Annotated in this window: 23 protein-coding genes; 9 read left to right on the forward strand and 14 right to left on the reverse strand. The window is 41.8% G+C overall.

Going from position 1 to position 25,456, the window contains the following annotated elements; all coding sequences use genetic code 11:
• Window positions 1-158: 158 nt before the first annotated feature.
• Window positions 159-1,979 carry an acyltransferase family protein gene (locus MHH41_RS18000; RefSeq protein ID WP_309216093.1) on the forward strand — a complete coding sequence of 607 codons (1,821 nt, stop codon included), beginning with the start codon at window positions 159-161 and terminating at the stop codon, window positions 1,977-1,979.
• Between the two features lie 29 nt (window positions 1,980-2,008).
• Here the strand turns inward: MHH41_RS18000 and MHH41_RS18005 are convergent, their stop codons facing one another.
• Window positions 2,009-3,106, reverse strand: coding sequence for a saccharopine dehydrogenase family protein (locus MHH41_RS18005; RefSeq protein ID WP_309216094.1), 1,098 nt, complete (start codon window positions 3,104-3,106; stop codon window positions 2,009-2,011).
• The gene (locus tag MHH41_RS18010) at window positions 3,103-3,810 is read right to left on the reverse strand and encodes a class I SAM-dependent methyltransferase (protein ID WP_340866619.1); all 708 of its coding nucleotides are present in this window, start codon (window positions 3,808-3,810) and stop codon (window positions 3,103-3,105) included. The genes MHH41_RS18005 and MHH41_RS18010 overlap by 4 nt, the downstream gene beginning before the upstream one ends.
• A gap of 129 nt (window positions 3,811-3,939) precedes the next feature.
• Between MHH41_RS18010 and MHH41_RS18015 the strand changes: the two genes are divergently transcribed.
• Window positions 3,940-4,947 carry a helix-turn-helix transcriptional regulator gene (locus MHH41_RS18015; protein WP_212045731.1) on the forward strand — a complete coding sequence of 336 codons (1,008 nt, stop codon included), beginning with the start codon at window positions 3,940-3,942 and terminating at the stop codon, window positions 4,945-4,947.
• Window positions 4,948-4,983: 36 nt separating this feature from the next.
• Here the strand turns inward: MHH41_RS18015 and yidA are convergent, their stop codons facing one another.
• Window positions 4,984-5,796 carry a sugar-phosphatase gene (gene yidA / locus MHH41_RS18020; protein WP_003215147.1) on the reverse strand — a complete coding sequence of 271 codons (813 nt, stop codon included), beginning with the start codon at window positions 5,794-5,796 and terminating at the stop codon, window positions 4,984-4,986.
• Between the two features lie 308 nt (window positions 5,797-6,104).
• On the opposite strand from yidA, the gene MHH41_RS18025 reads away from it, so the two are divergent.
• Together MHH41_RS18025 and MHH41_RS18030 are read left to right on the forward strand one after the other, a co-directional pair.
• Entirely contained in the window at window positions 6,105-6,464 is a 360-nt protein-coding gene (locus MHH41_RS18025; protein WP_212045732.1) for a MerR family transcriptional regulator, read from the forward strand.
• A 144-nt stretch (window positions 6,465-6,608) separates the two neighbouring features.
• Entirely contained in the window at window positions 6,609-7,592 is a 984-nt protein-coding gene (locus MHH41_RS18030) for a Gfo/Idh/MocA family protein (RefSeq protein ID WP_212045775.1), read from the forward strand.
• A gap of 42 nt (window positions 7,593-7,634) precedes the next feature.
• On the opposite strand, the gene MHH41_RS18035 is transcribed toward MHH41_RS18030, so the two are convergent.
• The gene (locus MHH41_RS18035) at window positions 7,635-9,149 is read right to left on the reverse strand and encodes a methyl-accepting chemotaxis protein (protein ID WP_137054160.1); all 1,515 of its coding nucleotides are present in this window, start codon (window positions 9,147-9,149) and stop codon (window positions 7,635-7,637) included.
• Window positions 9,150-9,468: 319 nt separating this feature from the next.
• Here MHH41_RS18035 and MHH41_RS18040 point away from each other — a divergent pair, with 319 nt between their 5' ends.
• The gene (locus MHH41_RS18040) at window positions 9,469-10,806 is read left to right on the forward strand and encodes an amino acid permease (protein ID WP_012011793.1); all 1,338 of its coding nucleotides are present in this window, start codon (window positions 9,469-9,471) and stop codon (window positions 10,804-10,806) included.
• A 32-nt stretch (window positions 10,807-10,838) separates the two neighbouring features.
• Here MHH41_RS18040 and MHH41_RS18045 read toward each other — a convergent pair whose 3' ends face one another.
• The 9 genes from MHH41_RS18045 to MHH41_RS18085 form a co-directional block, all read right to left on the reverse strand.
• Window positions 10,839-11,945: a DNA alkylation repair protein gene (locus tag MHH41_RS18045; protein WP_212045733.1), complete on the reverse strand. Its 1,107-nt coding sequence runs from the start codon at window positions 11,943-11,945 to the stop codon at window positions 10,839-10,841.
• Window positions 11,946-12,025: 80 nt separating this feature from the next.
• Window positions 12,026-13,354 (reverse strand): GntP family permease, encoded by a 1,329-nt coding sequence (locus MHH41_RS18050; protein WP_003214692.1) that lies wholly within the window; start codon window positions 13,352-13,354, stop codon window positions 12,026-12,028.
• Window positions 13,355-13,378: 24 nt separating this feature from the next.
• Complete coding sequence (gene gntK / locus MHH41_RS18055) at window positions 13,379-14,923, reverse strand: gluconokinase (protein WP_340866620.1); 1,545 nt, start codon at window positions 14,921-14,923, stop codon at window positions 13,379-13,381.
• Between the two features lie 185 nt (window positions 14,924-15,108).
• Window positions 15,109-15,966 carry a MurR/RpiR family transcriptional regulator gene (locus MHH41_RS18060; protein ID WP_268459072.1) on the reverse strand — a complete coding sequence of 286 codons (858 nt, stop codon included), beginning with the start codon at window positions 15,964-15,966 and terminating at the stop codon, window positions 15,109-15,111.
• 92 nt (window positions 15,967-16,058) lie between these two features.
• Window positions 16,059-16,994 carry a nucleoside hydrolase gene (locus MHH41_RS18065; protein WP_340866621.1) on the reverse strand — a complete coding sequence of 312 codons (936 nt, stop codon included), beginning with the start codon at window positions 16,992-16,994 and terminating at the stop codon, window positions 16,059-16,061.
• Window positions 16,995-17,091: 97 nt separating this feature from the next.
• A complete protein-coding gene (locus MHH41_RS18070) occupies window positions 17,092-17,571 on the reverse strand; it encodes a DUF1433 domain-containing protein (protein WP_340866622.1) in 480 nt (159 codons plus the stop codon).
• 63 nt (window positions 17,572-17,634) lie between these two features.
• Entirely contained in the window at window positions 17,635-18,114 is a 480-nt protein-coding gene (locus MHH41_RS18075) for a DUF1433 domain-containing protein (protein WP_340866623.1), read from the reverse strand.
• Window positions 18,115-18,183: 69 nt separating this feature from the next.
• Entirely contained in the window at window positions 18,184-18,666 is a 483-nt protein-coding gene (locus tag MHH41_RS18080) for a DUF1433 domain-containing protein (protein WP_340866624.1), read from the reverse strand.
• An 84-nt stretch (window positions 18,667-18,750) separates the two neighbouring features.
• The gene (locus MHH41_RS18085) at window positions 18,751-19,251 is read right to left on the reverse strand and encodes a DUF1433 domain-containing protein (protein ID WP_226804485.1); all 501 of its coding nucleotides are present in this window, start codon (window positions 19,249-19,251) and stop codon (window positions 18,751-18,753) included.
• Window positions 19,252-19,378: 127 nt separating this feature from the next.
• Here MHH41_RS18085 and MHH41_RS18090 point away from each other — a divergent pair, with 127 nt between their 5' ends.
• The 3 genes from MHH41_RS18090 (at window position 19,379) to MHH41_RS18100 (ending at window position 23,045) form a co-directional block, all read left to right on the forward strand.
• Window positions 19,379-20,863, forward strand: coding sequence for a lipase family protein (locus MHH41_RS18090; protein ID WP_340866625.1), 1,485 nt, complete (start codon window positions 19,379-19,381; stop codon window positions 20,861-20,863).
• A gap of 12 nt (window positions 20,864-20,875) precedes the next feature.
• Window positions 20,876-21,286, forward strand: coding sequence for a hypothetical protein (locus MHH41_RS18095; RefSeq protein ID WP_003215061.1), 411 nt, complete (start codon window positions 20,876-20,878; stop codon window positions 21,284-21,286).
• Between the two features lie 82 nt (window positions 21,287-21,368).
• Window positions 21,369-23,045: a hypothetical protein gene (locus tag MHH41_RS18100; protein WP_212045741.1), complete on the forward strand. Its 1,677-nt coding sequence runs from the start codon at window positions 21,369-21,371 to the stop codon at window positions 23,043-23,045.
• A 217-nt stretch (window positions 23,046-23,262) separates the two neighbouring features.
• Here the strand turns inward: MHH41_RS18100 and MHH41_RS18105 are convergent, their stop codons facing one another.
• Window positions 23,263-24,162, reverse strand: a complete 900-nt coding sequence (locus MHH41_RS18105; RefSeq protein ID WP_003214942.1) for a LysR family transcriptional regulator — start codon at window positions 24,160-24,162, stop codon at window positions 23,263-23,265.
• Window positions 24,163-24,334: 172 nt separating this feature from the next.
• Between MHH41_RS18105 and MHH41_RS18110 the strand changes: the two genes are divergently transcribed.
• Window positions 24,335-25,330, forward strand: a complete 996-nt coding sequence (locus MHH41_RS18110; protein ID WP_137054150.1) for a LacI family DNA-binding transcriptional regulator — start codon at window positions 24,335-24,337, stop codon at window positions 25,328-25,330.
• Window positions 25,331-25,456: the final 126 nt, after the last annotated feature.

Raw genomic sequence — 25,456 nt, forward strand, 5'->3', positions numbered from 1 at the left:
CAATTCTTTCTTTATATAAAAATTTTAAAAAAAGACAGAAATTCGCCAACAAAATGTGATGCTGATTCGTCTAATCTTATATAAAATAAAAGAATCGTTGCTCTTTTGGAGTGACAACAAAAAAGAAGCTTTTTGACATAAATGGGGGATTCATTTTCATGAGCAGCAAGGAGAATCGTTTACGTTATATATTAGGACTAGATGGGCTAAGAGCCGTTGCTGTATTGGCGGTCATTGCTTATCACTTACATATTGGACCTGCAAGCGGCGGGTTTCTTGGCGTTGATTTGTTTTTTGTGATTTCTGGTTACTTGATTACAACGATCTTGTTACATAAGCAGGATTTGGGTTATCAAGAGCTTTTACCATTTTGGATGGGCCGAATCAGAAGGCTCCTTCCAGCTGCTTACGTGATGATTTTCTTAACCGTCAGCTGGTGTGCAATTGCGGGTTCGAATGCACTATTGTCCATTCGTGGCGATGCCTTATCGTCCTTTTTTTATGTCAGTAACTGGTGGTACATTTTCCATCAGCTGTCTTATTTTGATAGCTTCAACGCTGTATCTCCACTGAAAAATTTGTGGTCTTTGGCGATAGAAGAGCAATTTTATATCATTTGGCCGGTACTATTGATTGCTGGGCTAAAATGGGTGAAAAATAGATCCCATCTGCCAATGATCACCTTTGGCCTTGCACTTGTCTCCGCCTTATGGATGGCAATCCTTTATTCACCCGATACGGACCCAAGCAGGGTTTATTATGGAACAGATACTCGTGCATTTGCGCTTCTGATTGGGTGCAGCCTAGCATTTGTATGGCCCATGCAAAGACTGTCCAGCAAAAAGCTCCTTCCTGTTGGCAGACGTATTTTACATATCGCTGGTTTTGGTTCGTTTGCGGTTTTTCTTCTATGTGTTTATGCAGTGGACGAATTTGACGGTTTTCTCTATCAAGGCGGCATGCTTTTATTCTGTCTTAATGCAGCGATTTTAATTGCGTGCATCTGCCACCCTGCAAGCCTATTGGGAAAATGGCTCTCCTATCAGCCGCTCGTCTGGATTGGAAAGCGTTCTTATGGTATTTACCTGTGGCATTATCCCATCATCGTGCTGACCACCCCTGTCATTGAAATTGGACAGCCTTCTATGGGGCGTGTCGCATTGCAGATCATTGCCATTTTACTTATCGCAGAGGCCTCTTACCGCTTCATCGAACAGCCGATTCGCCGGCTTGGCTTCACACAATATTTTGCCTCTTGGTCTATTTGGAAAAAGGGATTCAAACAATGGTCTACGTCTCATAAAGTGTTCCTTGGAATCACTGCAGCTCTTTTAATCTTATTTACCATTGGCATGTCCAGTTCGTCCCATACGTCTCCACATGCCAAGGAAGTGACACAAATTAAGACGGCACCGAAAAAAGCAGGAGACTCTACGGAATCGAAAACGAAAAAAAAGAAAGAAAAACACGAGAAGAAAGCAGCAGATCAGAAGCAGTTTCACCAAATTCTTGCTATTGGTGATTCCGTCATGCTGGACATAGCGCCGAATCTTGAAAAGGCATATGCACAAATCACCATCGATGCAAAGGTTGGCAGACAAATGAACGAAGCCGTCAGCATCGCTCCTCAGTATGCTTCATTTAATCAATCTGATGCCGCTGTTATCATTGAGCTTGGCACGAATGGCTATTTTACTGAGGGCACATTGACAGCATTCATTCAGCAATTTTCAAAGGCGCACATTTTCCTTGTGAACACGAGAGTCCCAAGGTCTTGGGAAAGCGATGTGAATGCAGTCATTCAGCGAGTGGCCGATCAACATTCCAATGTGACCCTGGTCGATTGGCATTCAGCCGCTACTGGACAGCCTTCTTATTTTCAGCCTGATGGTGTTCACCTTTCAACAAAAGGCTCTGATACATTGACACAGCTCATTACAGCTAGCATCAAGAAAAAAGGAGATGTGTCATCGTCATAAAAAAGACTAGCATCCTGCTAGTCTTCTTTTTATGCCGTTAAAAGGCTGGCTTTCAGCGCTAACACACGCTTTTCCTTCGTTTTTTGATCCACCAACGCAAAATCACCATTCTCATACGCTAATGAAAATAATTGTTCGATATGAAACACACCTGTCTGAAACCGCCTGCCCAATAAATGCAGTGCCGCAGCAGAGGCGACTTGAGCTGTTGCTTGAGACTCATCATGCCCTTTTATTCCAAGTGCTACGTGATGAATCTTGTTCCTCTCCATTCCTGTCGCCTCCACTTTCACTGCATATTGATCTGTTCCCATTTGAGCAGATTGAATCATAGAAATGGCTCGTTCCTTGATTTTCGGCACAGTGAGAAGGGACGTCATTCCAAGGCTCCTTGTGACAGCAAATGCCCGCGTTGCCGCGCGAGAATCAAAACAAAGCCTTGTTGTCACAGAAGGCACGCTGAGCGTCAAAGGCAATGTCTGCTGATCAGAGAAGGGGAACTGATAGGCTTGCCGCTTTCCAAGTTTCACACCAAAATCTATACGCTTGCCTCCAGTAAAGCTTTTGACTCTTTTACGCTGATGATGCTCAGTAACCACATAGTCAGTATGGACATTGTCAAGCGTCCATTCAATGGCGGCTTTTCCATGCTGATCACCCAATCCAAGCATAATCCCTATATCTATTTGATTCACTGATGAGAGCATAGATGCTGCTTTCGCTGCCAATAAATTCGTAAGGCCAGGCGCAAGCCCGACGCTGAGTAAAGCCGTTGCACTGGTGTGCTGGTGATCCAGTTTTGCCATCTGTTCCATGTACGCCCCTTTCGCAGAGATATCTATATAATCAATGCCTGACCGCAGAACTGTTTCAGCAAATGACGGATCTTCTTGATCAAGGCACATGATCACCAGTTTTGTTTGATCCACCCAGTCCGAAAATAACGGCTCACTGACATCTAGTTGATAGGGAAGAACTTTCCCTTTTGTCTGGCGTGAAAATATCTCTGCCTTCTCATAGCTTCTGCCTGCCGCTACAATTTGTCCGGGATACACTTCGCTTAGCTGAAGACATATTTGCTGTCCAACATGTCCATAGCCGCCTATCACCATCACCTGTGATCTCATTTCTCATCCGCCTCTCTACGACCTCGCTTGCAAACAAGCCCCTTAATCATTCCTGCCTGAAAATAAGGTCTGATGTCTTCAAATCCTGCTTTGATTAAATGATCTTTTATCTCTTCCTCGGGAACAGGGTGTGTCGCGCCTCCCAGCCTATTTTTAAAGGACGTAAACACTTCTTTTTCTAGACCTTGCCGCTGCATGAAAAGAGAAAGCATGTGAAGCTCCTGTTGAAATGCTTGGGACTTCATCTCTCCCTTTATAAATGCCAATATAAACGGCGCATCTGGTTGAAGCCTGCGGGCAATCTCTTCTAAAAAGAGCTGGCGCTTTTCTATAAAATGAATGACAAGCAAGCTCACCGCTGCATCGTAAACAGGTTCAGCAGAAACCTTATCTAATGAGGTCTCATGCCATGTGACACGCGACTCCATCTCAAGCTGTGCAACTCGCCGTTTCGCCATGTCCAGCATAGAAGGTGACGGATCGATCCCTGTGATGAGCCAGCCTTCTTTTCTTTGAAGCATGTTGATGATCTCTTCACCCCCGCCCGCTCCAACAGTCAGGATGCGGGGAGCCGCTCCCTTTAATTCAGTTTCTAATACGTCTATTGTCAACTCATGCAATAGCTGATAACCGGGTACTTTATAGGCAATCGTCGCTGCATATGACTCAGCAACGGGATCGTGCCAATGCTGGTTTCCTTTCATGTCTTTCTCCTCCAGTTCCTTTCCGCTTTACATCGTTTCCTGTACACTAACGATATGACATCTTTATTGTAAAAAGAGACAACAGAAAACACGATCCCTAAAAGTGGGGATTTTTGAGGAGGAGATCATGTGACCAATCCAGCCACTCATTTTCAGCAACTGAGACAACACATTCGGGACGAGCTTGCTGCCGTCCTTGATTTTGATGCCGCCTGTATCACGACCATTGATCCAGCCACTCTCCTCTCGACAGGGTCCTTCACAGATGAACCGATTGAAGACATTCATGACCAACTGTTTCAAAATGAGTTCTTAAAAAAGGACGTACATCAGCATGAGTCTCTAGCCAAAGGCCCCGTTCATGCTGCGAGCCTAGTCCAAAGCGGAGAATACCTTAGCAGTGAGCGCTACCAAGACATTTTGTTACCTAAAGGATGGTCTGATGAATTGCGGGCAGCTCTTGTGATTCAAGGAGAATGCTGGGGCATTGCCAGCCTCTATCGTTTAAAGAACAAGGAACCTTTTCAAGAACAAGATATTCGAGCGGTCATCGAACAAACGCCTAGGCTCGCAGCCAAGCTGAGAGATGAACTTTTCAGGAAAAGAGATACCGAAGAGGACGCGGCGGCGGAGCAGCAAGGCTTCCTCATTCTCTCGCACGATTACAACCTTCTTTATGGAAATGAGACGGGTCTTCATTGGCTTCAGACGTTTCAAGCCTTTGAACAAATCCATGACAGGGCGGTTATGCCGCGCCCGTTTAGAGCATTAGGGGCAAAACTTTTATACGGCGGCATCGACCAAACAGCGGCAAGCATGACGAGATTGCCTACGGGGCTGTTCCTCTCTCTTCAAGCATTTCGATTAGCGCAGGCAGCCGGTCAGGAAGAGGCTGTCATGATTCACATCAAGAGAGCCCAAACCAATGATATTCTTCCTTATGCGGCAAAAACGTACAAGCTGACAGAAAGAGAGATGAACGTCCTTGACTGCTTATTAAAAGGACAGTCTACAAAGGAAATTGCCAGCACTTTATTTATTTCAACCCATACCGTCCATGATCATGTGAAGGCGATGCTACAAAAGACAAATTTGAGCAGCAGACGGATGCTTGTTTACTTTTTCTCTCACATATAAAAAAGCGGCTACCTCACTGGTAGACCGCTTTTTCGTTTATTTCCCTAAAACTAACTCATGCAGGACATGTGCAACGCCGGCTTCATTATTGGACTTTGTCACAACATCCGCTACTGCTTTGACATCATCAATGGCATTTCCCATGGCAACACCACAGCCCGCAAATTCCAGCATCGATACGTCGTTCCCATTGTCACCAATGGCCATGACCTCTTCACGAGCAATCCCCAGCTCTTTCGCTAGAAGCTTCACGGCATTCCCTTTGCTGACTTCAGGATGCAGGATTTCAAGGAAGAAATCTGTACTTTTCACCATCATGTACTTGTCTTTTACTTCAGATGGAATGGCTTGTATCGTCTTTTCCAACCGTTCTGGCTGATCAATATACATCATTTTCGGAAGTCTCATTGAAGGATCTGCCTCTTCAACAGGTAAATATTTAAGCGGCAGCTTTGTTAAATAAGATTCAAGTACTGTGTACTCACTAATATCACGATTCGGTGTGTACAAATGAGCGGAATCGAAATAATGCATCGGTGTATCGAGCTCACGGCTCAGCTTATATAAAGAAGTTAAATCCTCATAGGATAACGTCAGTTCTGACACCACTTCATTTGTGTGACTGTTTTGGACGAGCGCCCCATTATAGGCAATCACATAATCTCCCTCTTGATTGAGCTGAAGATCATCTAAATAGCGATTCACTCCGCCAATAGGCCGTCCTGTACATAACACAATTTTAACGCCCTCTGCTTTCGCCTGTTGAATGGCTTCAAACACCTCATCCGGCACCATATGTTGATCATTTAATAACGTACCATCCATATCAATTGCAACTAATTTATACATTCACTGGTCCCCTTTTCTCAGCAAAAAACGTGCTGCACTATTTTGAGCCATCATCTATATGATGACAGGTTATATCATTACTATTTACCTATTTTAGCCTATCGTTTTTTCATCACGCTGTCTACTTGTTCTCACTGTAACAAAATTGTCATAAGCCTTCTCTATTATATCGTATTCTATTCATCCTGCTTTAAATAGAGTTTCTACCCTTTTCCAACGGGAAAATGAAGACAAATGTTCACCACTGAATATTTTGAAACTAGCAAATCTAATTGTATGATGGATAGCAAAGAAAGGAGGTGCAGGGAATGCTTACGTTTACTAGAGGTAAATTGTCAAAAATGTCTGGTGTGCATATTGAAACCATTCGTTTTTATGAAAATGAGGGTGTGCTCCCCGAACCAAAGAGAGCACATAACGGCTATCGTTTATATGATAAAAAATATGTACTCATGCTATCCTTTATCACAGAAGCAAGAAAGCTAGATTTCTCACTCAAAGAAATTCGTGAAATTATTAAATCGATATTTGAAAAACAATCAAAGACAGAAGCTGAACAGCTGCTCGAACAAAAAGTTGAGGATATTCAACACTCCATTCAAGAGTTAAAGAAGAGGAAAGCTGCCATTCAATTATTAACAAAACAAACATTAGCGAACATCAGCTAATTGTAAGGGTTGCCAAAGATGTGCCAGTGTTTGCCACTGGCGCCCCTCTACGCCCAGGTCTCAAGTGCGCGTACGATTCAAACATCAGTTATACTAGAGACAGCTTTACTTGATATCAAACGAGTGGAAGGGGTTTTGAATAGAATGAACATTGCAACCATTGGAACAGGTGTGATTGTGGAAAGCTTCTTGCAAGCGATTGAACAGCTTGATGGCGCTTCTTGTCACGCCGTCTATTCAAGAAAGGAAGCAACGGCAAAGAAGCTCGCAGACCAATTTGGTGTAAAAACGACTTATACGGATTTAACGGCTATGCTAGAAGATCCAAACATTGACGCTGTTTATATTGCGTCACCGAATCGATTACATAGCGAGCATGCCACGGCTGCATTAAGAAACGGAAAACATGTGATTTGCGAAAAGCCTTTCACCTCTAATGTCAAAGAGCTGGAAGCCTTAATCGCACTCGCAAAGGAAAAGCAGCTTCTCCTCTTTGAAGCCATTACGACCGTTCATATGCCAAACTATCATTTAATCAAAAAACACCTTCATCAATTAGGTAAAATCAAACTGGTTCAATGCAACTATAGTCAATATTCAAGCAAATACAATCAGCTGCTAGCCGGCGAAACGCCAAATGTCTTTAACCCTGAATTCTCAGGAGGAGCGTTGATGGATATTAATATCTATAATGTCCATTTCATCATGAATCTCTTCGGATCACCGGAACAGATCCGCTACCAGGCAAACCGTCATCCCAATGGCATCGATACATCTGGTGTTTTGACTTTCACCTACAATGATTTCATTGCGACAAGTGTCGGCAGTAAGGATACAAGCAGCATGAATTTTGCATTGATTCAAGGAGAAAAGGGCTTCATTCATGTGAAAAATGGGGCGAATGGCTGTGAGGAAGTGCTGCTTCATGTGAATGACCAGGTGATCTCACTTAATGCACAAACAAATTCAAACCGCCTGTTTTATGAAGCAGAGGCTTTTCAGCACATCATTGAAACAAATAATCATGAACAGTGCTATGCATGGCTTGATGAGAGTCTTTCTGTGATGAAAGTCCTTGATGCTGCAAGAAATGATGCAGGTATTGTTTTCCCAGCAGATCAATTTTAATGATAAAAACCGCCTTCTACACGAGAGGGCGGTTTCTGACAATTAAATACTCTTTGAATACGCCACAAGACGCTGAGACATGTGATTCACTTCATCGACTGCAGCATTTACTTGCTCTGTTAAAGCAGCCTGTGTTTGCGTAAGAGCTGTCATATTCGAGATATTTTCAAGAATTTCATCAATTTGCGTTTTCATTTCCGTCAAGCTAGATTCGATATTCTCCGTTGCATTGGCACTATGAAGCGCCAGCTTACGCACTTCATCTGCAACGACCGAGAATCCTCGTCCCTGCTCACCAGCTCTGGCCGCTTCAATCGCAGCATTTAGACCAAGCAGGTTCGTTTGGTTCGCTACTTCTTTAATCAAGTCAGAAATATTTTTCGTCTCATCTGCACTATTTTTTGCTAAGTGTGCGGCAGACGTTGACTGCTCTTGAGCGACAGCCAGCTCCTGCGCTTGATTTGTCACAGAGCTAATGCCTGATACCATTTCGCTGATTGAACTTGAAAGCTGTTCTACTTGTGAAGCCATTTCATCGGCTGTTTTCTCTTTGTTTTTTTCTAACGTGATGTCACGAATGGTTCCAGCCACACGAAGAGGAACACCTTTTTCATCACGAATGGTTTCACCACCGGCATGATACCAGCGATACTCGCCATTTTTACTCTGCAATCTGTAATCAATATCAAATGGTGTGCGTCCAGAGTGATCATTTAAATGATCTGCAAAAGCTTGGAGAGCTTTTTCTTGATCCTCAGGATGCAGGCGGTCGCTCCAGCTGCTTAATACGTTCGGGAAATCCTTTTCGTCTGTAAAACCAAGCGTTTTTCTGAACTGCGGGGACCACCAGAACTCATTGTATGGATTGACTGGATCGCCGGCCTCTACGACCATGTCCCAAGGAGCTTCCACAAGCGCACGGTTAATCAAATCATATCTCGTCACGAATGCTTGCAGTTCTTCTTCTTTTAATTTCTGATCATGAATATCAAAAAGAGCTCCCGCCACACGAAGAGGGACACCATTTCGATCACGAATGGTCGTGCCAGTTGCTTTGAACCAGCGATAATCTCCGTTTTTCAACTTCAAGCGATATTCGATATCATATGGTGTACGTCCCGAATGATCCGATAAATGCGAAGAGAATGCATTTAGGGTATATTCTTGTTCATCCGGATGAATTCGAGATGCCCAGCTGTCTAAAACGTTCGGAAAATCGTGCTCGTTTTGAAAGCCGATCATTTTGCGGAAATCATCCGTCCATGTGAACTCATTTTTTGGATTGACCGGATCTCCAGCGATCACGACCATATCCCATAAACCAACTTGAATGGCTTTTGTCACTAAATTCATACGCATTTGAATATCTTCATTAACTTCCTGCATCTTTTGCAAAGCTTCATTTATTTGGGCTACTGCTTCAATCGTTTGACTTGAAGAGAATGCAGCAGTATCTATTCTTGCTGAAAGGTCTCCCTTCTCAATTCGTTCTACTAATCGACTGCTCTCATTTAAAAGGGTTCCCGACGATGAATCATTTGCTTTTCTCATAAACATCTTTCATAACTCCTTTCATTTCTTCATGCTTTTTTGAAATATTTTACAGTTATAAACAATTCTTTATTAGGACTTTAGTAATACAGTTGATATATCGACAAAAACTGAAAATTGTTTATGTCAGAATGAAGGCAAATGTTCATTTTTTCACGAAGTTTCAGATTTTGGGGATGGGTCATGGAAAGGATTTATGGAAGAAAACGGCTCATTTGATAGAATCAACCGCCGTTTTTGTCTGAAAAATCTCTTTTTTTATATTGACACTGACGTCTCGAAAAAAGAAAATGGAACATAAGCATTTTTAAAAAAGGAGAACGTCATGAGCGCGAATCAGGAACAACAAGAATTAAAAAAGCTTTTATCACCGCGTCACATTCGCATGATTGCATTGGGCGGGGTCATTGGTACAGGAATCTTTAAAGGAAGTGCCGATACAATCGGTTTAGCAGGTCCTGGGGTCATCTTTTCCTATGTATTTGCCGGATTATTATTGCTCATCGTGATGGCAGCCTTAGCTGAAATGGCGATTGTCTATCCGGGAAATAACCTTCGCGACCTGATACAGATTGCGCTTGGTCAACGTTTTTCATTTGTTGTCGGCTGGGTTTACTGTTTCATGTGGCTCACTGTGTGTGTCATCGAGATTATTGCGGCAGGCAGCCTGCTTCAATACTGGTTACCGAACGTGCCGCTATGGTCACTATGTTTACTCTGCTCACTCTTAGTCATCGGAATTAACTTAAATAATGTAAAATACTTTGGTGAAATTGAGTTTTGGTTCGCTGGAATGAAGATTTTCGTTATTATTGTGTTTATTATTCTTGGTGCAGCCCTATTATTTGGGATCATTCCGAACGAACAAAGCACATCTGCACTCACCAACTATCAAAACTTCGTCCCGAACGGATGGGGTGCGATCTTTGCCTCTTTATTAGTTGTTATTTTCTCTTACGGGGGCTCTGAATTGATCGGGCTGACTATTACAGAAACAAAGGATGCCGAAAAGGTCTTGCCTGGTGTTGTTAAAAGTATGATGTGGCGTATTATCTTATTTTACACTTTGCCGATTTTGATCATCTGTGGACTCATTCCTTGGAATCAAATTGATCCAAATAACAGCCCCTTTGTTCAAGTCTTTTCAGCAGCCGGTATGCAAGGCGCCTCTCACTTCATTAATTTCGTATTGATTACAGCCGTTCTATCGGCGGCCAATTCTGGCATTTATGGCACGACGAGAATGATGCATTCTCTCTCTAAATCAGATGGCGGTCCGAAAAAACTGGCACAGGTCAATAAAAGAGGCGTACCCATTTTGAGTTTATGGGTGACCGTTCTGTTTCTTCTCATCGGGACATTCTTTGCTTACTTATACCCAGAGCAAATTTTCAGTTATATGCTAGCCATTCCTGGTTTTGCTGTTTCACTCATTTGGATTAGCATTTGCATGGCACATCTGAAACTTCGCCCAAAATATCCACAGGAGCCTTATTTTAAGGTGTGGCTGTTTCCGTATTTGACTTTATTTGCAGGTCTTGTACTAAGTGTGAGTTTTGTGATGTTTCTATTCAGACAAGAAAACTTGCCTAGCTCAATTATCAGCATTGGTTTCTTAATCGCAGCCATCATTGCTTCATTCTTAATGAAAAAGAAGGCTTAAACGCTAAAACCCGCCATTGAGGCGGGTTTTTTTCATGAGCTGCTGTCTTCTGTCACTTCAAAATCAATCGACGCTTTTGGGATGCCGTTGATGATGATTGTTAATGTATGGATTCCTTCATAGTGTTTTCTTGTCGTCATATTTTGAAAAGACTGTGTCCTGACGAATTCCCTATGTAACGCTGAGCCTGTTTCAAACTCTGTGATTTTAAATACCTTTTGATTGCGGGTCCCCCGAGCTTTGACGTAGTCTATGGCATACTCTACACGCAGCTTTAGCGGCTTATCGGCTTGAAGAGTAAAATGAAAAGTCATTTTCTCACCGATCCGAATAGGGTCTTGTACGATCTTCAAATCCGTTATTTGAACGGATGGATCGTCATCATAACCAAACAACGCCATAATATCTGGATCTCCTTTTTTGAGTAAAGTACGGGATGCATGTTTGACAATCCAGTTCGTATGTTTGTTGGTTCCATACCAGTTTTGAACCGTCTGCTTCATCAGGTCTGGCTGTATTGCAGAGATATCATTTAGATGATTCGCTACACTTTTTTGCACATACCGCGACGGGTCTGCCTTCAAGTTTTCCAAAATGGGCAGCGTGACCGAAGGATTCTTTTTTAGTGAAGGAACAGATAAGCCCCATGGCAGACGCGGTCTGCAGCCTTCACTAGCCAGCCTCCGTATGTGCTCTTCTTGATCCTGAGACCATACGAGCATTTGCGCCAGCATTTTGTCCTGATCTTGAATCAGAAATGGCCGAACGGCAAATTCAGAAGTGGAAAAGGGTGTGAAGAATTCGAGCGCCTTGATCGAGAGGTCCCAGTGTGCAAGGCCGTACGTCTCGACGTAGTCTGGAAATACGAGCGCACTAAGTCCTGAAAAATGCGGGGCTGCCTGACGCAGTACCTCAATTGCCTCCTCATAATCCTCTGGTAGACAGGCATGCATCGATTCAGTGACTCGTCTCATCCGTCCTTTTAACTCAAGCTGCTGCCAATCCTCTTGAAATACGAGCCGCTGGAATGGCTCAGCATCAAATACAGTTGAAGCCTGCGTAAGTTTCTCCGCTAATTCTTGGATAAATAATTCATTGTACACATGTTTTAATGGTTCAATCGTGTCCACCTCCCACATTTCAATATCATTATTTTACCCCAATCTGAAGAAAGTGGTATTAAAAACAGCCCAATTCCAAAGAACTAGGCTGTTGTTCGCTATATAAACATATTAATGATCATAATAAATGCAATGGCACTAACGGAAATGATCGTCTCCATAGCCGTCCATGTCAAAAACGTCTCTTTAATGGTCATACCAAAATACTCCTTGATCAGCCAAAAACCAGAGTCATTGACGTGAGATAAAATTAATGAACCTGCTCCTGTTGCTAACACAAGCAGCTCCCTGCTCACATCAGGCATAGTTGCAGCAATTGGTGCTACAATACCTGCTGCCGTCATCATGGATACCGTCGCAGATCCTGTTGCCACACGAATCACTGCAGCAATCAGCCAGCTAAGCAAAATCGGTGAAATCGGCGAGTGTTTGGCTAAATCTGCAATATAATCACCGACACCTGAATCAATGAGCACATTATTGAAAGCTCCTCCTGCTCCAATGACAAGCAAGATGGAAGCGATCGGACCTAAGCACTCATTACTAAAGGAAAGCACCCGGTCACGGCTCATTCCTTGCATAAAGCCAAGACTGAAAAATGAATAAACTGTTGCAATCAGCAGTGCTGTTATTGGATCTCCGATGTACTTGAATACCTGGAACCACATATTGTCCTCTGGTAAGATAATGTCCGCCAATGTGGCAAGAAGCATCAGAATCACCGGCACCAATATGGTAAACATCGTATTCGCAAAGCCGGGGAGCCTTCGATCTTCATTTCGTTCAGTGAATTGCTTTCTCAGCATCTCCGGAACGGGTTTATGTATCCGTTTTCCAATCCACTTACCGTACAGCGGGCCAGCAATAATCGCTGTCGGCAATCCCACAATAATAGAGAAGAAAATGGTTTTCCCCACGTTGGCATGATAGATGCCAACGGCTGCCATTGCCGCTGGATGAGGCGGGACTAGCCCATGCACGACAGACAAGCCAGCGATTAACGAGATCCCAATGGTCACGAGCGAGATGCCTGTTTCAATGGCAATTGTAAAAAGTAAAGGAATGAGAAGAACGAAACCGACCTGGAAAAAGACAGGTATCCCCACGATAAAAGCAACAAACATCATTGCCCAATGCACATTCTTCGTCCCAAACCGGCCGATTAAAGTTTGAGCTATTCGCTCTGCTCCCCCTGATTCAGCCATCATTTTCCCAAGCATGGTACCAAGCGCTAGAACAATGGCCAGCAATGATAACGTATTGCCTAATCCCGTTTTAATCGATTGAATGATTTCCTGCAAATCCATCCCCGTCGCAAAGCCCACTAGCATCGAAGTAATAATTAAGCTCACAAATGGATTCAACTTAACGACTGTAATGAGAATGAGTAAAAGGACAATCGCCGCAATCACGATGAATAAAAGCATGTTCTCCCACCTTTTCCCTGATGTTTAACGATTTTGTTTTAATTGCAGCGCACTAATGACATCAAATTCATCCTTCAGTTTGTCGTAGAGGCGCTCATATAAATAAAACAGCTCTATGTAAATTTCATTGTTCTTCATATTAGGTTCATGACGAGCAGAGATTCGAATCCACTCTTGAACCTCTTCTATCTCTTCCATATGACCTAAACTATAAAGTGCAAGGACAGCCGCCCCCAGTGCTGACGCCTCGTAGCTTTCTGGAACAAGCACTTCTCTACCCATCGTATCCGCTAAAATTTGCCGCCACAGCGGAGATCGTGCAAATCCGCCCGAAGCTCTGACATCCTTTGCTGAACCGGTTAAATCTCTTAAGGCAACACCGATCGAGAAAACACTCATAATGACGCCTTCTAACACAGCTCTAATAAAATGCTCCCGCTTATGCTGAAGACCGATTCCAAAGAAGGTGCCTCTCGCATTTGGATTCCAATAAGGTGCCCGCTCACCTGATAAAAATGGCAGAAACAGCAGACCCTCAGAACCAGCTGGAACCTTTTCCGCGATGTCCATCATCAGATCGTAAGGGTCCACACCTAGACGCTTTGCTACCTCCACCTCTGATGACCCGAATTCATCCTTCAGCCATCTCAGCATGATCCCGCCATTATTGGTCGGTCCTCCTACAACCCAATGCTTATCTGTCAGGGCATAGCAGAACGTTCTTGATTGCTCATCTGTAATTGGTTTGTCTACAACCGTACGGACAGCACCGCTTGTCCCAATCGTAACAGCCACCTCTCCTTTGCCAATCGCGCCCACACCTAAATTCGCTAGAACGCCATCATTCGCACCAATGACAAATGGTGTATCTTCTTTAATGCCCATGCGCAGTGCAATCTCTGGCTGAAGTCCTTTCAGTTGATATGTCGTTGGGACAAGTTCAGATAGTTGACAGGCTTCAATTCCAGCAATACGAAGCGCCTTCTCATCCCATCGAAGCGTTTCCAATTGGAACAGTCCCGTTGCTGAAGCGATTGAATAATCGACGACATACTGACCGAAAAAATGATAAAGAATATATTCTTTGATCGAAATAAATTTTGCTGCCTTCTTAAAGACATTCGGTGCCATTTCTTTCATCCAACGTATTTTTGAAAGCGGTGACATTGGATGGATCGGAGTACCTGTCCTTTTATAAATGTGGAATCCATCCATATCTGATTTAATTCGTTTCGCTTGTTCTGCACTTCTGTTATCTGCCCAAATGATACTGTTCGTTAATGTTTTTCCATCCTTATCCATCACAATTAAGGAATGCATCGCTGTACTGATCCCGATGCCTATAAGATTTTCTTCATCAAATGCTGCTTTCGTCAATGCACCTCTTACACTCGCAATGACGGCTTCTAATATCTTTTCAGGATCCTGCTCAACCCATGCTGGCTGGGGCTGAATGAGCTCATAAGGAACTGAATGCTTCGCTAATACCTTCCCCTGAGGTCCAAACAGAACCGCCTTTGTACTTGTTGTTCCAATATCCAAACCAATTACCGCCTGGTTCCCCTTCATCTGTATCACGCCCAATCATTGATTTGAAGTCACATATGTAGTTTTTGAATTGCCTGTTAGATCCCATTATAAAAATAATTTTTTCGACATTCAACGACCGAAAAGAAAATTATTTTCACTAAAAAGCTCACAATCGTTACCACATCAGCATTTTTCATTATAAGAAAAATTTATTTTTGGAATCATTACACTCTTTTTTGTGAAATGGTTTCTCGCATTTGCTTTAAATTTGTTATTGTTTCCTGCTGCCTTAAGTGAGCAAGTGCAAAATATAGAACGTCAATGACCGTCAGCTGCGCAAGTCTTGCGGACATCGCTTCTGTTCGAAAAGCCGTTTCTTGTGTCGCAGTATACAACGTGACATCTGCAAGCTGACTCAATGGTGAGCGCTGATAGCTTGTAATACCGATGGTTTTAGCTCCTTTACTCTTTGCTGTTTTCATCGCATCGAGCAAATCTTTATTTCGTCCAGAATGAGATATACCGATCACTGTACTGTGCTGGTCAAGAAGACCAGCAGACATCGCTTGAAAGTGAGAATCTGTGTGAACAATACAGTTGATGCCTGTCCTCATAAATTTATGAAAAGCGTCAGTCGCAATGAGGCCAGACCCACCACTCCCATAAAACTCTAAGCGTTTTGCTTCATGAATGATTTGTATGGCCTTTTCTACATCCCCTGGATTCAATAATTGAAAGCTATCCTTTAAAGCGGATATATTCGTCTGAAAAACCTTTTGCATAAAAATAGCCATATCATCATCAAGACTCATTTCTTCATCTACATAATTAGGCTTTGTTTGGTCTATTTCCTGGGCAATAGCAATCTTCAAATCTTGAAAGCCCTCAAATCCAAGCCTTTTACAAAGACGAAAAATCGTTGCCTCTGAGCTTGCAGTTTTTTTCGCAAGCTCGACAATAGATAAATGGATGATGTCGCGGGGCTCACTCGTAATATGCTCTGCAATTGCTTTCAGCTTTGGCGGCAATCCCCTGCTTGCTGCTCGTATTTTTTCAATACTACTTAAACTAACAGAAGCCAATTGACTTCACTCCTCCCTTATTCATGTGAACGCATACATTTCCTCATGTTCCCATCTTATAAAAAAGAAGCCTGTTTGCACAGACTTCTTTTTTAAGCGTTCATTGTTTTGATCAATAAATCAAAGAAAGCGTCAGCATTTACATCCGTACACACTTGAACGTTGCGCTCTTTCTCCCATTGATGCTGAAAATCACAGATCATCTGTCCATCACAAAACTCACTCTTCGTCTCGACGTCCACATGAAAAGCCTGTGTGCTCACGAGCTGCTTGTCAATGGCAAGACTGACAGCAAGCGGATCATGCATGGCACACGCCCACACACCATTGCGCTCAAAATAGCGCTGACGATAAATGCTTGTACTCTCTCTAATATAATGGGCCAACGTTTCATTCTGAATCGCATCAATTCTTTCATCCGTAAGCAAGACCTGTCTCGTGACATCTAATCCCACTTGAGTCAATGAAGGGAACCCTGCATCCAGCACTAACTTTGCCGCTTCTGGGTCTGCATATGTATTAAATTCCGCTACCGGCGTGACATTCCCCTGACCCTCAACGACACCACCCATAAAAATGACTTCTTTCACGTGATGAATCAGCTCAGGACACTTTTTCACTGCAAGGGCTAAATTCGTTAAAGGTCCTGTCAACACAAGCGTAACCTGCTTCGAATACTGCATCACCCGGTCGATGATAAAATCAGGCGCAAAACCAGCATCTGCTTTTTTCATAGGCTGAGCATCCTTTAAAGCACCGCCAATCCCATCCTCTCCGTGAACCCGATGTTCATAATGGGGCTCTCTTAAAAGAGGGGTTGCTGCACCTTTGATGACAGGAATATCATCTGCCTCAACCAGCTCAAGCACTTTACACGTATTCAATGTAGCCGCATCGACAGACACATTCCCACACACCGTTGTAATCCCCAAAATATCAAACTGCTGACTTTTCACCGCCAGCAAAATCCCAATCGCATCATCGATTCCAGTATCTACGTCCAAGATCAATTTCTTAGTATTTGGCATGGGTGAAATCTCTCCCTTATTTGAAAGTGTTGTTAGGGGAATGATAGCATATACCTTTTCAACGATTTGGAGATAATCAGAAGTTGAACACTTGTAATTACTCCTTTTCTCCGATGTCTTTGAGATACTGTTCGCGTTCTTTTTTAGATAAACTATTCAGATAGTCTTCTTTCACTTGAGGATTAAAATCATCCCAGTTCTCAAAACGATCTCCTAGTTCTGCTGAATAACTCATTGAACCGATTTTTTTTGTTCTATACTTTAATGAAGCGGAGAACTCGTACTTTTCTGGCTCACCATTTATATATCCTCTAATTACGATGTAGCCCATTGGATCAATAGTTACCCTCTTCTTAAACGTTATGGTCTTAATAAATTGATGGATGTCTTCTTTGCGTAAAAATTCTTCTATTTTAGGCTTCATTTTTTCTGCGAGCTCTTCTGCTTTTTCTTGATCGCTCTTTTCTTTTACCACATCATTTGATTTACTTTGCTTATTGTGCTGAGTGATTAACGAAGTCACTGAGACAATGCTGATAACGACCAAAACAGATACAAGTTTTATTGTGTTTTTCATGTCTACCATTGCCACCTTCTTAATAATGAAAAATAAAAAACAGGTAGGTGATTACCTGTTTTATTATTTTTCTCCAATATCCTTAAGATACTGTTCTCGTTCCTTTTCAGAGAGTCTTTTAAGATAGTTTTCCTTTAATTCTGGTTCATCTTTAAATTTATCCCAATCTTTAAAACGATATGACAACTCAGGATCATAACTCATTGAACCTATTTTTTTAGCTCTATATTGTAAAGAAGCTGAAAATCCGTACTTCTCCGGTTCATTATTTATATAGCCATCGATTATAATATCCCCCATAGGATTGATGGTCACATCTTTTTCAAACGTTATGGTTTTGATAAAGTTATGAATATCTCTTTTGTGCAAGTGCTCTTCAACCTTAGGCTTCATCTTCTCTGCAAAATCTTCTGCTATTTCTTGATCGTTCTTCTCTTCCGCTATTTCCTCTGACACACTATGATCAATATACTCAACAACAAAGGCAGTAACTGAGATGATGACAACCACAATAATGATAGATAGTTTCATTACGTTTCTCATATAAGACAAACCCCCTTAGTGAACTTAATCAGCCTTGACAAAATAAAAACAGGTAAGCTAGTACCTGTTTTACTCTTTTTCACCAACATCTTTCAGATATTGTTCGCGTTCCTTTTTGGGAAGACTTTTCAGGAAATTTTCTTTTAATTCTGGTTCATCTTTATATTTTTCCCAGTCCCTGAATCGAATTGATAACTCGTATGAATAACTCATTGAACCTATCTTTTTAGACCTATATTGTAGGGATGCTGAAAAATTGTACTTTACCGGCTCATCATTCACATACCCGTTAATAACAATATCCCCCATGGGATTAATAGTCACATCTTTTTCGAACGTAATAGATTTTATAAAGTTGTGAATGTCCATTTTATGTAAATCTTCTTCGATTTTTGGTTTCATCTTCTCTGCAAACTCTTCTGCTTTTTCTTGATCGCTTTTTTCTTGCACTACATCATCTGACAGACTCTGATTAATGTACTGTACAATGAACGCAGTTAATGAGATGATAACGACCACAATTATGATAGGAAACTTCATTGTATTTCTCATAAAAAGCAAAAACTCCTTAATGAACTTTTAATCAATCTATCTATGAAATTGGCAAAAATAAAAACAGGTAGGTGAGTACCTGCTTTACTCTTTTTCTCCAATATCCTTAAGATACTGTTCACGTTCTTTTTTAGAAAGGCTATTCAAAAAATCTTCTTTCACTTGTGGATCAAAATCAGCCCAATTCTCGAAACGGTCTGATAAATCAGATGAGATGCTCATAGAACCGACTTCATTAGATCTATATTCTAATGATGCAGAAAACTCAAACCTTTCTGGCTCGCCATTCACATATCCCCTCACTCTTATATATCCCATCGGATTAATGGTTACTCCTTTTTTAAAAGATATAGTTTCGATAAAATTATGAATATCCATTTTATGCAAACGTTTTTCTATTTTCGGCTTCATTTTCTCTGCGAATTCTTCTGCCTTCTGTTGTTCACTTTTTTCTTTTTCTTGCACGATGACCTTTCCTCCAGATTCATTTGTTTGAGATTGCTTACCGTTTAAAAGAAACAGTGTAACTGAAATAATAGTAATAAGGGCAATAAAAATAATCGAAATTTTGATTTTATTCTTCATATAAAATATCTTCCACCTTTTGAAAGTTAACATTCATCTTTAAATTACTTAATTATTAAACTTATAATAGATATTTATTTCTCTCTATAATATAATATTTATGATAAAAATTACAGGAGTGTAAAAATTGCCCACGATAAACTCAATTAATCGACTTAGCGATAAAGATTATAATGATATATCGTCAGAGTCTTATGATATTTCTAATTATACATATCCGAAAGATATACGCTTAAAAAGCGGTAAAACCATGTATGTCATTGACCATATAGAAACAAAAAAAGGACTTAACGCACTAACCCTTGTCTCAAGAGAGGATTATCGTATTTCAAACAAAGGCAAAGACCTCACCAAAATCAAAAACGCAGTCATCGCCTACCGTGGCTCTGAACCGATTGGCGCAGGCCAATATAAAGATACCATTAAAAAACATGGAAAAAAAGAGTCAGATGATCTTCTTTCTACCATTTTGACAAAGCTGCCTCCTTTTAGTCGGTCGAAGGCTTCACAGGAAGTGACGACTAAGATGACAACAGGCACAACCACCTATACAAATGAAATTGTTCAAGATTGGATGGTTTCGGATACAAAGTATCTGATTAAAAATATTCCCTTTGAAAATGGCGCAGAGAATCAAATGGTTCAAGCAGATCGGTATGCGAAAGAAATACATAAGAAAATGCCAAATGCCAAGATGTATGTGACAGGGCATTCACTTGGCGGGTCGAATGCGTCCTATGTTCTTGTTAAAAATGATTTTATTAAAGGCGGGGTCACCTTTGAGAATCCGAATATTTACCCCAATCTATCGGATGGCCTCCAAGCCAAAGCATTAAAAGGTGATTACCACAGTAGATTAACAGAATATATCAATCTCAATGACGGGCTTTCTCTTTTAAATCGACATACGACAGAAATCGGTCGTGTGAAAGTGATGTATGATGCCGCTTTACCTGAAGGCGTCGATTACTCCGAGGATTCCTCCAAAGCCGTCCAATTCATGAAAGATCTCCTCAATCGGGCAATGAGTGTGAATCCTTCACTGGATGCGAATTTATTCCTTGAAGCCCTCGCCGGCAGCCATGGCTTAGATCGGTATGCCTTTTCATCAGATGGCTCCGTTGAAACCATTGATGATATGTTGAAAAAAAACCCTTCTCTCACTGCCGCCATGTTACATCAATTGAGTCAGTCGAATGTTCACCCGCAAAGTGTGGTGGCAATTTTAATCAAGTCGCATGTTCTCATGAACACAGGTCGTAAATTCTCGACATATGCCGAGCACCATATACAGCAAATCATTCGCAAAATCGAGAAACTCGATGACAAAGTGGATCAATCGGTAGAACGAGTTCGTTCGAGATACAAACAAATTGTCGGTTTTGGTTCGTATGACCAGCTGACGGCATCAGATGTGGATGCTGTAATTCGCCACTTAAAAACAGAGGGACTTGAGAATGAGTTCTATTCCGTCAAAGAGTATGATACAGCGATTGATAGCGCGATGAATATAAAAAGGTGGCTGGACTCAATATCAGATGATATGAGCCAGCTAGGAAAAGAATACCATGATGCAGATACAGCCCTGGCAAAGAATATGGGCATTTCTTAAGGAGAACGAGGAATGGAATTTTCAAAGAAACAACCAACAGATGCAGACCGTTTTTTGCAACGAATGACAGATACGCATACATCAAGCTCCGTCTTTTCTCAAACAAACTTTCACACTGAAGACATGACACCAGCAGAGCTGGCTGCTTTGAAAGCAAAGATCAAAGAAGAGCAGAAAACAGCGCTAATCAGAGCCATCCGGCATCAGCTTCAACATGAATTTGCAGAAGACCGCCAAGAAGCGGGAAAAATTTTAGATCTAATTGATGAACTTCAGAACAAAGTGTATAAACATCAAAAGCGCATCCATACGCATATGTCAGGACAAGCCATTGACGCCTTAACAGAGAAAATCGAGCAAAGACTCAAGTTTTACGAACTGAAAGAAGATGTTCAATCCGCCATCGACTCGATTGGCATTTAGATGAACCTTCCGTCCGATGAATCTTTTCCTCGTCTCACTCGTATATACTAAAAGAGTGATTGATTTGAAAGGAGATCTGTTTGTGGGATATATTTTGTTGTTTTCGGTTGTGATCGGTCTTGTCTTGACCCTCTTGCTCACACCACTCAAGTTGATCGTTAGAAAGAAAGGGACAGAACAGCAGGTTCCGCTAATGTGGATTGCAGGCCTTGCTTTGCTGTTCATGGTCGGTATTTTTGTTTTCTATTATATGACCAATTTGGATCGTAACCCTTCATCCCTCTGGTTGATTGGACTTGTTGTGACAGCAGCAGGCGCCTTTTTGTCAGTTGGATTGGAGCGTAAGATCAAAGGCGTGCTGTTTCTTATTTTATTACTGCTCGGTGTTTATATGGCGACAGCTTTTCTATTCAATGCGAATGAGAAATTTGATGTCTCCAAAATGGATCAAAAGGTCGAAATCAAAGCGTTTGATGAGACGGAAACACCTGCGAGTGTCCCGCCTCAATTTGCTCGGAACAAAATGAAGAAATCGTTCGGACAGGTTCCAAACACAAGTTACTATGAGCTTGGCAGCCTGCAAATCCAGAAGGTCAACGGTGAGTATGTGTACATCGCCCCAGTGGAATTCTCGGATTTCTTTAAATGGATTCGTTCAGGGAGTACGCCGGGTTACTTTACATTAAGTGCGACCGACTCATCTGCCAATCCAAAGTTTGTTAAAACAGAGATGGTTTACACACCTTCCTCTTATTTCAACAAAGAAATTGAGCGGCATATTCGCCTTCAATACCCTGATTTGATTTTCTACGGCGACACACAGCTGGAAATCAATGATGACGGAAAGCCTTATTACATTCGCACGTATGGCGATTTTATCTCTGCCCGTAACGGCTTTAAAGCTTCCGGTGTGGTCGTTGTTGATGCCAAAACAGGTGCAACAAAGAAATATGCTCTAGATCAAGTACCTGCTTTTATTGATGGTGCTGTTTCACCAGAAGCGGTCAGTCTGCAAAACAGTTATTTCGGAAACTATATTCACGGGTTCTGGAACAGTATGTTTGGAAAATCAGATGTGAAGCTGCCTTCAGATGAAGGAACAGAAGCCAATGTGAGTCCAGTGTTTGATTCAAAAGGAGATATGTACTACTTCACAGATTTCACAAGTCCGAAAGAGGGCGTTGATTCGATGCTTGGATATGCCCTGACAAATGCCCGAACAGGAAAAGCGACTTATTATACCGGAAATCTTGAAGCGTCCTACATGGATTCTCAAGGCGCTCTGCAAATTATCGAGAAACGTTTCATCGAGAAGAAATGGAAAGGTCGCATGCCGATTCTGTATAATTTCTATGGAGAAGCCAGCTGGCTCACGCCGGTTCTCGATTCAAATGGATTCCTGCAAAACTACTTTATCGTGTCTGCAGCCAATCCTGAAATCGCTGCATACGCTTCTACACCAAACGAAGCACTGAGAGCCTATAAGACAGCTCTGCAAAAAGGCGGCGGTACCGTTAACAGTTCCTCTAAGCAGGAAAAGAAAGAAACGACAGGGAAAGTCAAACGAGTCTACAAAGAAAAGACCGGTGATTATACAACCGTTACCTTCCTGCTAGACGATGGGAAAAGCTACACCATGTCATCTGAAAAAGAACCTCTCGTCATTTATTTAAAAGAAGGCGATCAGGTCACCATGAAATACACAGATACGGGTGAAATCTTCCTTCCAGTTGATGAGATCAACATTAAAGGGTTATAAAAAAGATGCTTCTCCTACTGAGGAGAAGCGTCTTTTCAGATTATTGACAAAGGGCTAAAATGATCTTGATTTTAGCCCTTTGTCTTCTTTTCAGCGTGATAGAAAACCTTTGCAGTCTAGGAAGGGCGAGTACCGGAGCGAATTGGACATTCATGAGCACCGGAGCGAAGACCTGACACCGAATGCGAGGGTTTGTCTACACGCTGAGATGCTTCTCCTACTGAGGAGAAGCGTCTTTTCTCTCTTTCCTTAACAATTCAACAAGCAATTCCTTATTTTTATTTCCCCCTGTCATCGGTGACTCGACATAGGAGAATTTACGTTTGAAATCCATTCCTCTCACAGAAATGACAGCCAATTCACCGCCAATGCTGCCTCGCTGGAGGACATATTTAGATAAAACAGAAAGCCCCATTCCATGAATCACAGCCTCTTTAATCGCTTGATTGCTGCTAAACGTCACAAATGTCCGTGCTTTCAGTCCATTTGATTTCAGGACGTGCTGTAAGTATTCTCCGGTACCTGATCCCTCTTCTCTCGTGATCCATGTTTCGTTTTGCAATTGATCAATCGTGACATCCTTTTTCTTAGCAAAGGGGTGATCTAATGGCGCGACGATATAGAGCTCGTCTTCTAGAAAAGTTTCTACTGTCAGTTCTTTGTCATTCGTCTGTCCTTCGATCAAACCGATGTCGACATGGAATAAGCGGACATGACTGGCGATCGCCTCTGTGTTATCAATGACTACCTCAATGTCCACATGCGGATAGAGCTGATGAAACTCTGCCAATATTTGTGGCAGCACGTACTCTCCAATGGTAAAACTCGCCCCGATTGTCAGCTTCCCTCTTGCCAGATGATGATGCTCATAAATATCCTGCTTCGCCTGTTCATATAAACGAATGATTTGTTTTGATCGATGGTACAGCATATCCCCAGTTGGTGTAACAGTTAATTGCTTTGGCGAACGATTGAGCAGAACGGTCTGGAATTCCTGCTCCAAGTTCTTAATATGAAGACTGACACTTGGCTGAGAAATCCGCAGCTTTTGGGCTGCCTTTGTAAAGTTTTTCTCTTCCACAACTGTCACAAATGTCTTCAGTGCATCGTAATACATCGGTCCCTCTCCTATCAGAAATCTTAATCCAAAACCTTTCATATATATATCTTACTAATTCCTTCCCAGTGCGTAAAGAAGCGCTCAACTGAAAAAAATTTAATAAAAATATTTACTAATTTTTTTAAAGACTCTATACTAGAAGGAGATATTTTCTATAGGAGGTGCTGATTTGGCAGCTAAAATAAAGGACATTGCTGAAAAAGCTGGATTATCCATTGCGACTGTATCTCGCGTACTGAACCAAGATCCTAACCTATCTGTCACGGATCAAACACGCGAGAAAGTATACGCCGCCGCTGAAGCTTTGTCCTATCAAAAGAAAACATTCAAACATTCATTAAAAAAAATCGCCTTTCTCTATTGGATGACCGAAAAGGAAGAGCTTGAAGATATTTATTTTAAATCCATTCGTCTAGGCATTGAGGAACTTACCAATACTCGGAGTTTAAATGTCACCGCTTACAATCCATCTGATGGGCTTCACTCCATTGATCCTTCTACAGAAGGGATCATTGCCATCGGCCGATTTAAAACGTCAGAGCTTGACCAATTATATGAGATCACCCAGCATATCGTTTTTATTGATACGTCGCCAGATGAAGACCGTTTTGATTCTGTAAAGCCAAACCTGAAACGAATTGTTGAAAAGATCATCGATTCTTTTATTGAAAAAGAGCACACATCCATTGGATTCATTGGCGGCACAGACCTAGATCTGAATACGAATGTACATATTCCAGATATTCGAGAAACGACTTTCCGTGAATATATGATGGCTCACAATGTCCTTGATGAACGATTTGTCTATGTCGGTCACCATTTCTCAGTAGATGAAGGTTATGCGCTGATGATGAAGGCGATTGATGAGCTTGGTGATGACCTGCCTTCCGCTTTTTGTGTCGCTAGTGATCCTCTTGCCATCGGCTGCTTACAAGCATTAAATGAGCGAGGATTTTCTCTGCCGAACCGCGTGAGCGTCTTTAGTATCAACGATATTCATGTGTCTCAATATGTGTCACCACCGCTCACCACGTATCATATCCACACGTCTTTACTTTGTGAAACAGCAGTTGATTTACTGTTAGAAAGACTTGTAGACGGCAGAACATTACCGAAAACTGTGCTGATTGCCTCAGAACCTGTCTTTCGAAAAAGTACAATCTAAACAACTGGAAGCCCCATCCAATGTGGAGGGCTTCTTTTCTCTCTACATCAGTAAAAAATTTTACTTAATAAATTTAATAAAATATGTTTACTTTTTTTACTCAAGTTGATATTCTCACATTAAGAA

This window comes from Bacillus sp. FSL K6-1145 (assembly GCF_038003425.1).
GTDB lineage: Bacteria > Bacillota > Bacilli > Bacillales > Bacillaceae > Bacillus > Bacillus pumilus.

What these genes read in the sequence shown, in the direction of transcription:
- MHH41_RS18085 (WP_226804485.1), bottom strand. Translation starts at nt 19,251, where the DNA reads ATGAAGAATAAAATCAAAATTTCGATTATTTTTATTGCCCTTATTACT.
- MHH41_RS18040 (WP_012011793.1), top strand. Translation starts at nt 9,469, where the DNA reads ATGAGCGCGAATCAGGAACAACAAGAATTAAAAAAGCTTTTATCACCG.
- MHH41_RS18070 (WP_340866622.1), bottom strand. Translation starts at nt 17,571, where the DNA reads ATGAAAAACACAATAAAACTTGTATCTGTTTTGGTCGTTATCAGCATT.
- MHH41_RS18025 (WP_212045732.1), top strand. Translation starts at nt 6,105, where the DNA reads ATGCTTACGTTTACTAGAGGTAAATTGTCAAAAATGTCTGGTGTGCAT.
- MHH41_RS18080 (WP_340866624.1), bottom strand. Translation starts at nt 18,666, where the DNA reads ATGAGAAATACAATGAAGTTTCCTATCATAATTGTGGTCGTTATCATC.
- yidA (WP_003215147.1), bottom strand. Translation starts at nt 5,796, where the DNA reads ATGTATAAATTAGTTGCAATTGATATGGATGGTACGTTATTAAATGAT.
- gntK (WP_340866620.1), bottom strand. Translation starts at nt 14,923, where the DNA reads ATGAAGGGGAACCAGGCGGTAATTGGTTTGGATATTGGAACAACAAGT.
- MHH41_RS18065 (WP_340866621.1), bottom strand. Translation starts at nt 16,994, where the DNA reads ATGCCAAATACTAAGAAATTGATCTTGGACGTAGATACTGGAATCGAT.
- MHH41_RS18000 (WP_309216093.1), top strand. Translation starts at nt 159, where the DNA reads ATGAGCAGCAAGGAGAATCGTTTACGTTATATATTAGGACTAGATGGG.
- MHH41_RS18105 (WP_003214942.1), bottom strand. Translation starts at nt 24,162, where the DNA reads ATGTATTACGATGCACTGAAGACATTTGTGACAGTTGTGGAAGAGAAA.
- MHH41_RS18010 (WP_340866619.1), bottom strand. Translation starts at nt 3,810, where the DNA reads ATGAAAGGAAACCAGCATTGGCACGATCCCGTTGCTGAGTCATATGCA.
- MHH41_RS18035 (WP_137054160.1), bottom strand. Translation starts at nt 9,149, where the DNA reads ATGTTTATGAGAAAAGCAAATGATTCATCGTCGGGAACCCTTTTAAAT.
- MHH41_RS18030 (WP_212045775.1), top strand. Translation starts at nt 6,609, where the DNA reads ATGAACATTGCAACCATTGGAACAGGTGTGATTGTGGAAAGCTTCTTG.
- MHH41_RS18050 (WP_003214692.1), bottom strand. Translation starts at nt 13,354, where the DNA reads ATGCTTTTATTCATCGTGATTGCGGCGATTGTCCTTTTACTCATTCTC.
- MHH41_RS18005 (WP_309216094.1), bottom strand. Translation starts at nt 3,106, where the DNA reads ATGAGATCACAGGTGATGGTGATAGGCGGCTATGGACATGTTGGACAG.
- MHH41_RS18045 (WP_212045733.1), bottom strand. Translation starts at nt 11,945, where the DNA reads ATGTGGGAGGTGGACACGATTGAACCATTAAAACATGTGTACAATGAA.
- MHH41_RS18095 (WP_003215061.1), top strand. Translation starts at nt 20,876, where the DNA reads ATGGAATTTTCAAAGAAACAACCAACAGATGCAGACCGTTTTTTGCAA.
- MHH41_RS18075 (WP_340866623.1), bottom strand. Translation starts at nt 18,114, where the DNA reads ATGAGAAACGTAATGAAACTATCTATCATTATTGTGGTTGTCATCATC.